Origin of the sequence: Amycolatopsis sp. lyj-108 (assembly GCF_046549005.1) — a bacterium.
Lineage (GTDB): Bacteria > Actinomycetota > Actinomycetes > Mycobacteriales > Pseudonocardiaceae > Amycolatopsis.
Map to the genome: position 1 here is coordinate 552,899 of NZ_JAJPWQ010000001.1, position 13,492 is coordinate 566,390.

11 protein-coding genes are annotated in these 13,492 nt (G+C 68.3%); 3 read left to right on the forward strand and 8 right to left on the reverse strand.

The window, feature by feature from the left end:
- Positions 1–46: 46 nt before the first annotated feature.
- On the reverse strand, positions 47–1,300 hold the full coding sequence (locus tag ACLJO0_RS02700) for an MFS transporter (RefSeq protein ID WP_410576403.1): 1,254 nt from the start codon (positions 1,298–1,300) through the stop codon (positions 47–49).
- A gap of 481 nt (positions 1,301–1,781) precedes the next feature.
- Between ACLJO0_RS02700 and ACLJO0_RS02705 the strand changes: the two genes are divergently transcribed.
- Positions 1,782–3,677, forward strand: a complete 1,896-nt coding sequence (locus ACLJO0_RS02705; RefSeq protein WP_410576404.1) for an FAD/NAD(P)-binding protein — start codon at positions 1,782–1,784, stop codon at positions 3,675–3,677.
- Positions 3,678–3,816: 139 nt separating this feature from the next.
- Here ACLJO0_RS02705 and ACLJO0_RS02710 read toward each other — a convergent pair whose 3' ends face one another.
- The 6 genes from ACLJO0_RS02710 to ACLJO0_RS02735 form a co-directional block, all read right to left on the reverse strand.
- A complete protein-coding gene (locus ACLJO0_RS02710) occupies positions 3,817–5,394 on the reverse strand; it encodes a dipeptide ABC transporter ATP-binding protein (protein ID WP_410576405.1) in 1,578 nt (525 codons plus the stop codon).
- Positions 5,391–6,203 carry an ABC transporter permease gene (locus ACLJO0_RS02715; RefSeq protein ID WP_410576406.1) on the reverse strand — a complete coding sequence of 271 codons (813 nt, stop codon included), beginning with the start codon at positions 6,201–6,203 and terminating at the stop codon, positions 5,391–5,393. The genes ACLJO0_RS02710 and ACLJO0_RS02715 overlap by 4 nt, the downstream gene beginning before the upstream one ends.
- Positions 6,196–7,146 carry an ABC transporter permease gene (locus tag ACLJO0_RS02720; protein ID WP_410576407.1) on the reverse strand — a complete coding sequence of 317 codons (951 nt, stop codon included), beginning with the start codon at positions 7,144–7,146 and terminating at the stop codon, positions 6,196–6,198. Before ACLJO0_RS02720 ends, ACLJO0_RS02715 begins: the two co-directional genes overlap by 8 nt.
- On the reverse strand, positions 7,143–8,750 hold the full coding sequence (locus ACLJO0_RS02725; RefSeq protein ID WP_410576408.1) for an ABC transporter substrate-binding protein: 1,608 nt from the start codon (positions 8,748–8,750) through the stop codon (positions 7,143–7,145). The genes ACLJO0_RS02720 and ACLJO0_RS02725 overlap by 4 nt, the downstream gene beginning before the upstream one ends.
- Positions 8,751–8,957: 207 nt before the next feature.
- On the reverse strand, positions 8,958–9,596 hold the full coding sequence (locus tag ACLJO0_RS02730) for a DUF1524 domain-containing protein (RefSeq protein ID WP_410576409.1): 639 nt from the start codon (positions 9,594–9,596) through the stop codon (positions 8,958–8,960).
- A 192-nt stretch (positions 9,597–9,788) separates the two neighbouring features.
- Complete coding sequence (locus ACLJO0_RS02735; protein ID WP_370310642.1) at positions 9,789–10,469, reverse strand: hypothetical protein; 681 nt, start codon at positions 10,467–10,469, stop codon at positions 9,789–9,791.
- A 54-nt stretch (positions 10,470–10,523) separates the two neighbouring features.
- Between ACLJO0_RS02735 and ACLJO0_RS02740 the strand changes: the two genes are divergently transcribed.
- A complete protein-coding gene (locus ACLJO0_RS02740) occupies positions 10,524–11,810 on the forward strand; it encodes an adenylosuccinate synthase (RefSeq protein ID WP_125790955.1) in 1,287 nt (428 codons plus the stop codon).
- Positions 11,811–11,881: 71 nt separating this feature from the next.
- Here ACLJO0_RS02740 and ACLJO0_RS02745 read toward each other — a convergent pair whose 3' ends face one another.
- On the reverse strand, positions 11,882–12,376 hold the full coding sequence (locus tag ACLJO0_RS02745) for an OsmC family protein (RefSeq protein WP_038521494.1): 495 nt from the start codon (positions 12,374–12,376) through the stop codon (positions 11,882–11,884).
- A gap of 122 nt (positions 12,377–12,498) precedes the next feature.
- Between ACLJO0_RS02745 and ACLJO0_RS02750 the strand changes: the two genes are divergently transcribed.
- The gene (locus ACLJO0_RS02750) at positions 12,499–13,434 is read left to right on the forward strand and encodes an LLM class F420-dependent oxidoreductase (RefSeq protein WP_410576410.1); all 936 of its coding nucleotides are present in this window, start codon (positions 12,499–12,501) and stop codon (positions 13,432–13,434) included.
- Positions 13,435–13,492: the final 58 nt, after the last annotated feature.

A 13,492-nucleotide genomic window follows, 5' to 3' on the forward strand; every position in this document is an offset into this window, starting at 1 on the left:
GGCGCGCGCCAGACGTCCGCGCGATCGGGCCGGCGCGCGGAACACCTCAATGTTCTGCGCGTGCGGCGTCTTTCTCCTGCCATCGTTCGGGGTCGCGGCTGAGGGTCCGCCACCAGCTCAGGGCCAGCGGGACGGTCAGTATCAATCCCGCAAGCCCGAAGACGCCGACGGTCGACTGCGGGCCCACTTGATCGGCCAGGATGCCGCCGATCAGGGGACTCACGCCCATCGTCGTGGTCAGGCCGGTGTTCGACAGGCCCATGACCTGTGCCCGGCTCTCGTCCGGCACGGCCAGCGTCAGTGAGGCGGTCGCCTGCATCAGCGCCACCGTGCCGAAGGCGCCGCAGAACACGAACAACACGATCGACGACAGCGGACCCGGCTGCAGGAAGCACAGCAGCAGCGGGACCGCCGTCAGCGCCGAAAGCGGCCCGATCAGCTTCGGCCGGAGGTGTGCCGGCACCCAGCGCGAGTAGATGAACGCGCCGATCACGCTGCCGATCGGGTCGGCGGCCAGCAACAGGCCGATGATTTCGGGGCCGCCGCCCGAAGACGCGACGTACGGCGCCGCGATGCCCTCGTACACCGGCAGCAGGCCCATCAGCCAGGTGAACAGCAGCAGCGAGCGCAGCCCGGAGCTGGCGAAGACGATCTTGCCGCCCGCGCCGATCGACGCGAAGAACGACTTGCGTTTCTCGCCGGTGGCCGCGGCCGGACGCGACTTCAGCCCGAACCGGACGAACAGCGCCGAGATCAAGAAGGTGACCGCGTCCAGCGCGAGCGCGAGGTGGGGTTCGAGCGCGGTCAGCAGAAGGCCGCCGCCCGCGAATCCGGCCAGCTGCGCCGATTGGACGGTCATGCTGCGGATCGCCATGCCGACGACGAAGCGATCGCCTTCGAGGATCTGGGGCAGCAAGGCCAGCTGCGCCGCCTTGAACGGCGGGTTCAGTAGCGAGACGGCGCCGACGAGGACGCACAGGACCCAGAACGGCAGCACCGGGACCGCGACCAGCGCGATCAGCGCCGCCCGTAACAGGTCCACGACCACCATCACGGTCCGCCGGGGGAACCGGTCCGCGAACCCGGTGAGGAAGATTCCGCCGAGCAGCGAAGGGGCGTAGGTCAGCGCGTAGGTGAGACCGGTCAGGGTCGCGGAACGGGTTTCGGTGAAGACGAGGACCGAGAGGGCGACCCTGGCGAGTTGATCACCGAAGATCGAGAACAGCTCGGCGAACCAGAGCGAACGGAACTCGGCTACCCCGAACACTTCTCGGTAAGTGACCCGTCCGGCCGAAGCCATGTTGCCCCCAATAGGGTCCTTATTACGCGACAAACTCGTGACCGAGAGTAACGCGGTCACGAGCTCGTCACGAAGCGTCATTCGTTCACGTAAGTGTCTCCTGACTGTTGGTGATTGGCTAGGTTCTTTCGCCGGGTTTCTGGAGTTGGAGATCTTTTTCGTGGGCGAACGGTCGTTCGCGAAGATGTCCCGATGGCCGGTACCGAGGTCCAGACCTGCGGCTTTCGCCTTTTTCGTGCCTTTGGCCGGTAAAATCCGGATGTGACCGCCTCGCCGGGGGCCGGAATCTCCGTGTGGTCGGGGCGGGTCGGATGAGCCCGCGCCGCAGGTGTCCGATCGCCACGGAGCGCAGCCGGAACGCTGGGCCGAATGGCTGAGCGGTCCGCGTCCGGAGGAGTGAACGGCGCAGCCCTCTCTTCGAGACGGTTCCGCTCTTTGAGAAGCCGAACGTGCCCCGGAATCCGGGCGTAGCTTCGGCCTCGTGAGTACCGCAGAGCGTCCCTACGTGCTCGCGGTGGTCGGTGCCGGTCCGCGCGGGGTGGGCGTGCTCGAACGGCTCGGCGCGAACGCCGCCGAACTGCTCGGCGGACGGCGTCTGATGGTGCATCTCATCGACCCCTTCCCCGCCGGGGCGGGGCGGGTCTGGCGGTTCGAGCAGTCGCCGCTGCTGCGGATGAACTCCATGCCCGAGGACGTCACGGTCTTCACCGACGACACCGTGCAGATCGACGGCCCGATCCGCCCGGGGCCCTCGCTGATCGAGTGGGCGCGGCAGGTTCGCGCGGGCACCCTCGACGCCGAGGTCGACGACAGCCTGCGCGCCGAACTCGAGGCGCTGCAAAACGATCACTTCCCGACGCGACGGTTGCAGAGCGCGTACCTCACCTGGTTCCACCGCAAGGTCCTGGCCGAACTCCCGGCCGGGATCGAGGTCGTCGAGCACCGGACCCGCGCGGTGCGGCTCGAAGACGGCGAACCGCAGTCGCTCTGGCTGGAGGATCGCGCGGAACCCCTCGAAGCGGACGCGGTCCTGTTCACCGTCGGGCATCTCGACGCGGAACCGGACGATCGCGAGACCGCGCTCGCGGACTTCGCCGCCCGCCACGACCTCGCGTACTACCCGGCCGGCTACACCGCCGACGTCGACTATTCGGCGATCGGACCGGGGGAAACCGTGCTGGTACGCGGATTCGGCCTCGCGTTCGTCGATCTGATGCTGTTGCTGACCGAAGGCCGCGGCGGTCGTTTCGAGGAGCAGGCGTGCGGCGGGTTGAAGTACCACCCCAGCGGCGCCGAGCCCGTGCTGCACATCGGTTCGCGTCGAGGAGTGCCGTACCACGCGAAAATCGGCTACCGCCCGCGTGGGAAACCGTTGCAATTGCCGAGGTTCTTCGACGCCTACGCCATCGAAAGGCTGTGCGCCGTACCCGGCCGGATCGACTTCCGCCGCGACGTCTGGCCGCTGATCTCGAAGGAGATCGCCTGGGCGTACTACAGCGAGCTGTTCACTGCCCACCCCGAGCGGGTGCGCATGGACTTCGCCGTCTTCGCCGACGCTTTCGCGGACGCGGCGCCGGACGAACTCGCCGCGCTGGTGGCGCGGGCGGTCCCGGCGCAGGACGACCGGCTCGACCTGGACCGGCTCGACCGGCCGATGGCGGGCGCCGAATTCGGCACCACCGAGGAGTACGGCAAGGAACTGCGCGAGTACGTCGAAGCGGACCTGAGCCGCCGGTCGGACTCGGAATACAGCGCGGATCTGGGCGCGTTCATGGCACTGCTGTCTGTGATGGGCCAGCTTCCCGCGCTGATCCAGACCGGACGGCTCGACGCGGCGTCACAACTGTCCGATTTGGACGGATGGTTCCTCGGCTTCTTCTCGTACTTCGCCAGCGGGCCGCCGCCGCGGCGCCTCGAAGAGCTGCTCGCACTCCAGGAAGCGGGCCTCGTTTCCTTCCTGGGCGCCGAAATGCGGATCTCGGCAGACGAGGAACGCCGGTCGTTCGTCGCCGCCGGTGCGAGCTTTCCCGGTGAGACCGAGGCGCGGACGCTCGTCGAGGCGCGATTGCCCGGGCCGAGCATCACCCGGGCGTCCGATGTCCTTTTGCGACAGTTGCGCGACAGCGGCGCGCTCGGCGAGGAAGCCGTGGTCGACCCGGTCACCGGCGTCCGGCTGCTCGCCGGCCGCATCCACACCCGCGTCTCCGACGGCCGGATGCTCGACGGCGAGGGCCGCCCGCATCCGCGCCGGTTCGCGCTCGGGCCGCATACGTCCGCGCGGTCCGCGGGGGCGTTCACCCGGCCGCGGACCAACGCGATTCCCTTCCGGCAGAACGACACCGTGGCGCGGGAGATCCTGAGGCTTGCCGTCTCATGAGTGATGAGGACGGCCCTCTCGAGGACGAAGGCGACGTCAGCTCGGCGTCGCCGCGGTGCCCCCAATGCCGCATTGGGGGCACCGGTCGGATCGCGAATCGGGTCGGGATGATTCGCGACGAGGGAGAAGAGCCCGAATTTCATCGTGCCTCCAACGGTTTCCGGCCCGGGATGGCGGAGAGCAGCTCGCGGGTGTAATCCGCGCCCGGCCGTTCGAGGACGTCCTGAGCGGGGCCGAGTTCGACGAGTTCGCCGCCGCGCAGCACGCCGACGGTGTCCGCGATCTGCCGGACCACGGCGAGATCGTGCGAGATGAACAAATACGTCAGGCCGAGTTCGTCCTGAAGGTCGGCGAGCAGCCGCAGGATCTGCGCCTGCACCGAGACGTCCAGCGCGGAGACGGGTTCGTCGGCGACGATCAGCTCCGGGCGCAGCGCGAGCGCCCGCGCGATGGCCGCCCGTTGCCGCTGCCCGCCGGACAGTTCGGCGGGCTTGCGCTTCAGCACCGAAGACGGCAGCGCGACCTGGTCGACGAGTTCCGCCGCCCGCGCCCGGCGTTCCGCCTTCGTGCCGACGCCGAACGCCCGCAGCGGCTCGGAGATGACGTCCTCGATGCTGAACTTCGGGTTCAGCGACGCGTACGGGTTCTGGTACACCAGCTGAAACCGGCGCCGCAGCCGTCGCAGTTCCTCGCCGCGCAGCGCGGTGATGTCCTCGCCGTCGAACTCGACGACGCCGTCGGTCGGCGTCTCCAGCCGCAGGATCATCCGCGCGGTGGTCGACTTGCCCGAACCGGATTCGCCGACCAGCGCGAGCGTCCGGCCACGGGCGATGTCGAACGAAACGCCGTCCACGGCGCGGACGGTCCCGAAGGTCTTGCCGAGACCGCGTACCGAGACCAGGACGTCGGACGACGGCGGTTTCGGCTCACGCAACGGGGTGTCGGACAGGCTCGGCGCCGCGGCGAGCAGATCCCGCGTGTACTTCCGCGTCGGCGCCGCGAGGATCTCGCCGGTCGTCCCTTCCTCGACCACGGTCCCCTGGGACAGCACCACGATCCGCGACGCCCGATCGGACGCGACGCCGAGGTCGTGCGTGATCAGTAGGACGGCGGTGTCCGCTTCGGCGGCGAGTTCTTCGAGGTGATCCAGGATCTGCCGCTGCACGGTGACGTCGAGCGCGCTGGTCGGCTCGTCGGCGATGATGAGTTTCGGCCGTCCGGCGAGCGCGGCGGCGATCAGCGCACGCTGGCGCAGCCCGCCGGACAGCTCGTGCGGGTACTGCCGCGCCCGCGCCTCCGGATCCGCGATCCCGGCCTTGCGCAGCAGTTTCACCGCCTCCGCGCCGGCGGTTCGCTTGTCCGCCAGGCCGTGGATCAGCAGCACCTCCGCGACCTGATCGCCGATCCGGTGCACGGGATTGAGCGAAACCGTCGGATCCTGGGGGACCAGCGCGATCTCGCGGCCACGCACGGAACGCCAAGCGCGGTCGGAGAGCTTCGTGAGGTCACGGCCGTCAAAGGTGATCTCGCCACGTTCGATCCGCCCGCCGCGTGGCAGCAGCCCGATCGCCGCGTGGGCAGTCGTGCTCTTGCCGGAGCCGGACTCGCCGACCACCGCGATGATCTGTCCTTTATGGACAGAGAGCGAGACGCCATCCACGGCGGGGACGGACTTGTAGGAAACCGCGAGGTCGCGGATGGTCAGCAGATCGCTCATCGCACGTCTCCTTCGATCGCTCTGGACAGCCGGTTCGCGGACAGCACCACGGCCGCGACGGTGAGTCCGGGGAAGGTCGTCATCCACCAGGCGGTGGCGAGGAAGCCGCGCCCGCCCGCCACGAGCGAGCCCCATTCCGGGGTCGGCGGGGTGGCGCCGTAGCCGAGGAAGCTCAGCGCGGACACCTCCAATACGGCGGTGCCGAAGGTGAGCGTCGCGAGCGCGAGCACCGGGCCGAGCGCGTTGGGCAGCACATGCCGTCCGAGCACCCCGGTCCAGCGGACGCCTCCCGCGCGGGCGGCCTCGACGAACACACCACTGCGGACACGCAGCACTTCGGCGCGCATCAGCCGGGCGAACTGCGCGAGATTCGCGACACCGACGGCGATCGCGACGTTGGTCGTACCGAAGCCGAGCGCTGTGACCAGCGCAAGTGACAGCAGAATCGACGGGATCGCCAGCAGGACGTCGACGCAGCGCATGATCGCCGAGTCGAGGGCGCCGCCCCGGAACCCGGCGAGCAGGCCGAGCGCGGCACCGGCCACGAGCGCGACGACGACGGCGATCACCGTCGCCTGCAACGAAAGCGCGGCGCCGTGCACCACTCGCGCGAAGATGTCCCGCCCGGTTTCGTCGGTGCCGAAGAGGTGACCGAGCGAAGGGCCCTGCATCTTCTCGGCGGGGACACCGGCGAGCGGGTCCTGCCCGGTGAAGAGGCCCGGGACGAGCGCCGCCAGCAGGGCGAAGGCCAGGACGGCGACCGCGAGGAGCAGGCCCGGCCGCCTGGTGTGCACGAGAACGTCAGGCATCGGCCGTCTCCCGGTGTCGGATCCGCGGGTCCAGCAGCGGATAAACGAGGTCGACCAGCAGGTTGATGCCGACGAACACCAGTGCGGCGAGCACGATCACCGCCTGCACCACCGGGATGTCCTGCGCGGTGACCGCCGACGACCTCACGCGCCCGAGGCCGTCACGGGAGAACACCGTCTCGGTGATCACCGAACCCGCGATCAGGTTGCCCGCGACCACTCCGGCGATGGTCAGCGTCGGCACGGCCGCGTTGCGCAGGAGGTGTCCGAAGTGGACTCTCGACCGGCTCGCCCCCTTGGCCAGCGCGATTTCGGCGTAGGGCTCGGCGAGTTGCGTGCGAAGGCTCTTCGCCAGCACCTGCCCGATGATCGCGCCGGTCGGGATGGCGAGAGTGATCGCGGGCAGGATCAGCGACTCGAAGCCGTTCGAGCCCAGCGCGGGCAACAGCTTGAGCTGGAAGGAAAAGAACTGGATGAGCAGCAATCCGACCCAGAACGGCGGCAGCGAGATCCCCAGCGGTGGCAACGCGAGCAGGAGGTTTCCCAGCCAGCGATGCCGGGTGACGGTGCCGGCGATCGCGATCCCGCCGCCGAACAGGATCGCCAGTACCAACGCGAATCCGGTCACCGCGAGGGTCGGCGGCAGAGCGGAGACGACCATGTTCGTGGCGTCGTCCCCGGTGGCGATCGAGCGGCCGAAGTCGCCTTGCAGTGCGGCGAGCAGCCGTTTTCCATACTGGAGTGGCAACGGGTCGTCGAATCCGTACTCCGCCTTCGCCGCGGCCAGCTGTTCCGGCGTCACGGAAAGGCCGGCCTCGCCCCCGCCGAGCTTCGCGCTGACCGCGTCACCCGGCAGGAGGTAGAGGATCACGAACGACACCGTGAAGGCTGCCCACAGGACGAAGACCGCCTGCAGGATCCGCCGGAGCAGGTACCGCCTCACGAGCCCGACACCCAGGCGTCGAACAGCTGCAACCGGGACGACGCCTCGAAACCGACACCGTGCGCGTTCGGCCCGTGCGCCAGTACCTGGGTCAGCTCGAACACCGGCGCCGAGTAGCCGCGCTCGATGATCGCACGCTGCGCCGCTTCGGCCGCGGGCTTCCGCTTTGCTGGGTCCACAGTGGACGATTGTGCGTCGAGCGGCGCGTCGATCGGGTTGTCCGCGGGCAGTTTGCTGCGGTTGTTCGCCTTGGTGGAGAACAGGTTGCGCAGGATGTCCGGATCTGCGCGGGTGGTGTTGTACCAGAGGTACTCGTAGTTCCCGCTTTGCGTGATCTGCACGCTCTCGGCGATCGTGCGCTGTTCGATCTGAAGGTCGAAGCCGATCTTGCGCAACTGCTGCTGCACGAGTTCGAGCACACTCTTGTTCTGGTTGAACACCAGGGAGAAGACGACCTTCGCGGTCAGCCGCTGCCCGTTCTTCGTCCGGATCCCGTCGGGACCGGGCAGCCAGCCCGCGCTCTCCAGCAACGACGTCGCCCCGGCCGGATCGTAGGCGAGCAGCGACGACAGGTCGGCGTAGAACGGCGTCGCCGAACCGAGAATACTGGTGGCGGGTTTGTAGTTCGGCGTCAGCACGGTGTTCGTGATCTCGGGGCGGTTGATGCCCTTGACCACCGCCTGGCGGATCTTTTCGTCGACGAGCACGCCTTTGGTGACGTTGGCGTGCAGGTTGAACACCACACCGGGATTCGGGCGGGTGGGCTCGGTGAACCCGTTGCCGGTGAACTGCGGTTCGTCGACCGGTTGGACGTCGGTGATGGCGTCGAGCTGCGCCGAAGCGAGACTTCCGGTGCGCACACCGGGTTCCGGCACGATCTTGTAGGCGATCTTGTCGAGATACGCCTCGCCCTGGTGCTTGAACAGCGACGAACCCCAGCGGTAGCCGTTGCGTTTGGCGAGGACGATTTCCTGGTTCTGCTTGAGGCTCTCGAAGACGAACGGGCCCGAGCCGATCAGGCCGTCGCCTTGGCAGCGCTGATCGGCGGTCTTCTTGTACGCGGCAGGCGCGAGGACGCCGAGCGACATCGTCGAGCTGGCCTGCAGGAACTGCGCGCTGGGAACGGAGAACTCGATCTTGATCGTCTTCGGGTCGACGACCGTCGTTCCCTTGTAGACGGCCAGATAGCCCGAGCCGAGCTGCGATTTCGGCCCGAGCGCCTTGATCGCGTCGAAGCTCGTCTTGACCGCGGCGGCGTCGACGGGGCTGCCGTCGGAGAAGGTCGCGCCGTCGCGCAGGTGGAAGGTGAACGCGGTCGAATCCGCGTTGCTCTCCCATTTTGCGGCCAGCCACGGCTTGATCTCACCGGTGGCCGGATCCTGGTCGGTCAGCGAATCGACCAGCTGACGGCCGACGTTGAGCGAAGCGTTGGTGCCGACCTGCTGCGGGTCGACGCAGTCCGGACTCGACGAGATCCCGAGGCGCAACGTGCCGCCGGGTTCGGGCGGTCCGGCGTCGGCACCCGTCGAACCGCCCGCGGAAGAGCAGGCGGTGACGAAAAGTGCGGTGAGCGCGAGTAAAGAAGTGGCGGCGGTACGGGACACCGGGTGGCCTCCAGCGGGGAACGGGGGCGCTTTTACTTGCGCCGACCCGAATCACGCTAATCACGACCTTGAGGCCCGCCCACATACTGAGTCCGGCTCCCAGCCCGCGAAACGTCCCACCTTTCCGCTTGACAGCCCCGAAAGTCCGTGAGGGCCTCCTTCCCTACCCTCAAGGTAGGGAAGGAGGCCCTCACGGATCGACCAGGTCTAGCAGCGGTTGAGCATGTCCGTCAGCGCGGTCTTCTCCGCCGATTTGATGGAGAGCTTGTACTTGTACTTCACCGTGGTCCACATCTTCGCGTAGGTGCACCAGTACCCGACGGTCGGCGGCTTCCAGGCGTCCGGCGACTTGTCGCCCTTCTCCTGGTTGACGTTGTCGGTGACGGCGATCAGCTGCGGCGCGCTGAGGTCGTTCGCGAACGCCTGCCGCTGCGCGGTGGTCCACGACGACGCCCCGGTGCGCCACGCGGCGGACAGCGGCACGACGTGGTCGATGTCCACATCGGACGCCGCGGTCCAGGTGGCGCCGTCGTACGGGCTGGACCAGCTGCCGGAGACGGCGGCGCAGCTGCTGTCCTGCTGGACGTTCGTGCCGTCCCGCTTCAGCACGACCTCGCGGGTGTTGCAGCTGTTGCCCTGATCGGACCAGTGCGGGAACTTGTCGCGGCTGTACCCGGTCGACGAACCGTCCGGTTTGACGGTCAGCGCGGCGAGCTGGGTCTTGGCGGTGTCGGCCGAGGGGATGCCCGGGGGCGTCGCTTCGGCGACACCGGCGACGCCTGCCGAGACGATCGCCGAGACGGCGAGAACAGTGAAGGAGCGACGAACAGCAAGCGCGGTTGGCATATTGCCGCCTCCGTGTCAGGTTTGGGGACCTGGTCACCATGCGGGACGGATATGACCCACGCAACACCATCGGATGACACTCTGCTGGCTATTCGTGAACGGAGGGTGTCACGAGCAGGTAGGACCCGGTGTACGCCGCCGAAAAATTTTCGGAAAGTCCAGCTGATGGTTCTGGGCCGAACGGGCTAGCGCCTAGTCGAGCCCGCGGACCAGCCGGAGGTCCTCGGTGTGCCGGTACCAGGTCCAGCGGCTCATCGCGCGCGGATGGACGACGCCGTCGCTGCTCGGCCGGGTCGGGATGCAGCCGAGCTGGAACGCCCGCGCGTACTGCGTCGAAGGCCGTTTGAACAGGGTTCCCTTGGTCACCCGGACCATCAGCCCCGGGCCGCTCGCGTCGGGCTCGACCTCGATCGAGCGCGCGGGCCCGCGCAGGACGGTGTGCTCGTCGCAGTAGGCCACCCCGCGGATCATCCCGATCACCCCTCGCCCGACCAGTACCCCGCCGTTGTCGTCGCGGATCAGTGGCACCGGATCGACCTCACCACGGAGGGCGAGCGAGAGGGCACGCAGCGGCTGCGTCGGCAGGCTCCAGATGCGGGCGACGTCGGAGTCGGGCGACGACGGCACGAATCCGAGCGACACGCCCGAGAGCTGTTCTTTTCGTAACAGCCGCAGCGCGACGGCCGCGAGGTCCGCGTCGGTGCCCGCGACCACCAGGTGATCGTGTTCCCCCAGCAAGGGGTCGATATCCGCCTTGCCAGGGCGGCTCGGAACGCGCACCATTTCGACGTCGTCGATCTCCGGGAGTGTGGGCTCGCCCTCGGGACAGACCACCACTATTCCGCGCACCCGAAGGCCCTCCGTTACGCTCATGCACCGGCATTTACCAGCGCCAAACCACAAGTCGCCGAACACCTGGAGTGTCACATGCCGGCCATCGTGCTGATCGGGGCCCAATGGGGGGACGAGGGCAAGGGCAAGGCCACCGACCTGCTCGGCGACCGCGTCCAGTGGATCGTGCGTTACCAAGGCGGTAACAACGCGGGCCACACCGTAGTCCTTCCCGACGGGCAGAACTTCGCCCTCCACCTGATCCCGTCCGGGATCCTCACGCCGGGCGTCACCAACGTCATCGGCAACGGCGTCGTCATCGACCCGGGCGTACTGCTCGACGAACTCGCCGGGCTGGAGGAACGCGACGTCGACACCAGCAAGCTGCTGATCTCCGCCGACGCGCACTTGATCATGCCGTACCACGTGGAGATCGATAAGGTCACCGAGCGTTACCTCGGCAGCCGCAAGATCGGCACCACCGGCCGCGGCATCGGCCCCTGCTACCAGGACAAGATCGCCCGCGTCGGCGTCCGCGTGCAGGACCTGCTCGACGAGAAGATCTTCCGGCAGAAGGTCGAGTCGGCACTGGAGTTCAAGAACCAGGTGCTGGTCAAGGTCTACAACCGCAAGGCGCTCGACGCGGACCAGGTCGCCGACGAGGTGCTGGCCGCGGGCGAGAAGTTCGCGCACCGCATCGCCGACACGCGCCTTCAGCTGAACCAGGCCCTCGAACGCGGCGAGACCGTGCTGCTCGAAGGCTCGCAGGGCACCCTGCTCGACGTCGACCACGGCACCTACCCGTTCGTGACGTCGTCGAACCCGACCTCCGGCGGCGCGAGCGCGGGTTCGGGCATCGGCCCTGGCAAGATCGGCACCGTGCTGGGCATCCTCAAGGCCTACACCACACGCGTCGGCTCCGGCCCGTTCCCGACCGAACTGGACGACGAGTCCGGCGAGTACCTGCGCAAACAGGGCGGCGAGTTCGGCGTCACCACCGGCCGCTCGCGGCGCACCGGCTGGTTCGACGCCGTCATCGCGCGCTACGCGGTGCGGGTCAACGGCATCACCGACTACTTCCTCACCAAGCTGGACGTGCTGTCCGGGCTGGAGAAGGTGCCGGTGTGCGTCGGCTACGAGGTCGACGGCTTCCGTACCTACGACATGCCGATGACGCAGACCGACGTGCACCACGCGCTGCCGATCTACGAAGAGCTGCCGGGCTGGTTCGAGGACATCTCGGGCTGCCGCACCTTCGAAGAGCTGCCGTCGAACGCGCGGGCCTACGTCGAGCGGCTCGAAGAGCTCTCGGGCGCGCGGATCTCGGCGATCGGCGTCGGTCCCGGCCGGGAGCAGACGATCGTGCGTCACGAGTTCGTCTGACCCTCTTACGCGCGCTATGAAAGGTCCTTTCCTTGCAAAATTTGCAAGGAAAGGACCTTTCATAGCGCGTCTCAGGCGAGCGAGGTCTTCACCGGCGTCGGGTTCCGGAACAGGTCCAGCACCGGGCAGTGCTCGTCCACCTGCCGCTTCAGGTCCTCGTAGACCTCCGCCCCCGCAGGCCCGCTGAGCTCCACCGAAACGCGCACATCGCCGAAGCCGGGGCGAGTCTCCGAGAACCCGAAGAACCCGTGCAGGTCGATGTCGCCGTCCACGGTGACCTGCACGCCTTCGAGCGGCACACCGAGCTTCGCCGCCCAGAACTGGTACGTGATCACCTGGCACGAGCCCAGCGCGGCGAGCGCGTATTCGACCGGGTTCGCCGCGGTGTCGGTGCCGCCGAGCGCGGCCGGTTCGTCGACGGCGAACGAGTGGTCCCGCACTCGCACGTCCACCCGCGTCGCGGTTCCGGGGTTCAGCGCGTTGGCGACGCTGAACGAGACGGCGGCGTTGCGCGGGTCGGCGTCGACGGCGGTCTTGGTTCCTTCGATGACATCGGTCAGCGACATCGGGTCTCTCCAGGATCGAGGTGCCGGACGCCGCCCAGGGTGCGGCAACCCGCGCGACCGCGCGCGTGATCTCATCTGGTGAACGGTGAAATATCCTTCCGGCAGCGTCGTTGGCGTTGGACATGACCATCGGAGTGGCACTCCCGTCCGGGGACACCGCGGACGCCGTCAACATCGTCGATGAACTCGTCACGCAGACCCGGCAGGCCGCCGACGCGGGCCTGACGTCCGTCTGGTTCTCCCAGCGGATGGAGCACGACGCGATCACCGTCGCCGCCCTCGCCGGCCGCGCGGTCCCGGGAATCACCGTCGGGACCGGCGTCGTCCCGATCTACCCGCGACATCCGTTGCTGATCACCGGTCTCGCGCAGACGGCGCAGGCCGCCACCGGGGGCCGGTTCGTCCTCGGCCTCGGAACCGGCGCGAAGAACTGGCTCGAACCGGCGTACGGCATCGAGTACCCGTCGCCGATCAAGCATCTTCGCGAGTACCTGACGATCCTCCGTCAGGTGCTCGACGGCGGCGAAGTCGACTTCCGAGGCGAAACTGTTCGGGCGCACGCCAAGGGCTTCGCGGCTTCGCTTTCTGTCGCCGGGTCTTCGGACATCCCGGTGATCATCGCCGCGATGGGACGGCGGGCGCTGCGCGTCACCGGCGAACTCGCCGACGGCACGATCCCGTTCCTCGCCGGGCCCAAGGCCCTTTCCGAGGTGATCGTCCCGGAGATCACCAAGGCCGCCGCCGGCCGTCCGGCGCCGCGGATCATCGCGATGGCCCCGGTCGTCGTGACCGACGATCCCGACGCGGTCCGCGCCCAGGTCGACCGGCAGTACGCGTTCTTCCGCGACATCCCGTCCTACCGCGCGGTCTTCGACGCCCAGGGCGTGGATTCCGCCGGTGAGCTGGTGATCGCCGGGGACGAGGAGACCGTCGCGGCCGAGATCCGGCGGTACTTCGACGCCGGGGCGACCGAGGTGGTCGCGACGCAGAGCGGCATCCGGAACGGCGAAGAGCGGCTTCGCACCTGGAGCGTCCTCGGAGACCTCGTCAAGCGCTGACTCCTGACATCCAGGGGGCCAGTGGCCTTGCTCACAGCGTTCGTATTGTGCATACTCG

Excerpts from the sequence above, each read along its gene's own strand:
- ACLJO0_RS02700 (WP_410576403.1), bottom strand. The coding sequence starts at position 1,300 with ATGGCTTCGGCCGGACGGGTCACTTACCGAGAAGTGTTCGGGGTAGCC.
- ACLJO0_RS02710 (WP_410576405.1), bottom strand. The coding sequence starts at position 5,394 with ATGAGCGATCTGCTGACCATCCGCGACCTCGCGGTTTCCTACAAGTCC.
- ACLJO0_RS02715 (WP_410576406.1), bottom strand. The coding sequence starts at position 6,203 with ATGCCTGACGTTCTCGTGCACACCAGGCGGCCGGGCCTGCTCCTCGCG.
- ACLJO0_RS02730 (WP_410576409.1), bottom strand. The coding sequence starts at position 9,596 with ATGCCAACCGCGCTTGCTGTTCGTCGCTCCTTCACTGTTCTCGCCGTC.
- ACLJO0_RS02735 (WP_370310642.1), bottom strand. The coding sequence starts at position 10,469 with ATGAGCGTAACGGAGGGCCTTCGGGTGCGCGGAATAGTGGTGGTCTGT.
- ACLJO0_RS02740 (WP_125790955.1), top strand. The coding sequence starts at position 10,524 with ATGCCGGCCATCGTGCTGATCGGGGCCCAATGGGGGGACGAGGGCAAG.
- ACLJO0_RS02745 (WP_038521494.1), bottom strand. The coding sequence starts at position 12,376 with ATGTCGCTGACCGATGTCATCGAAGGAACCAAGACCGCCGTCGACGCC.
- ACLJO0_RS02750 (WP_410576410.1), top strand. The coding sequence starts at position 12,499 with ATGACCATCGGAGTGGCACTCCCGTCCGGGGACACCGCGGACGCCGTC.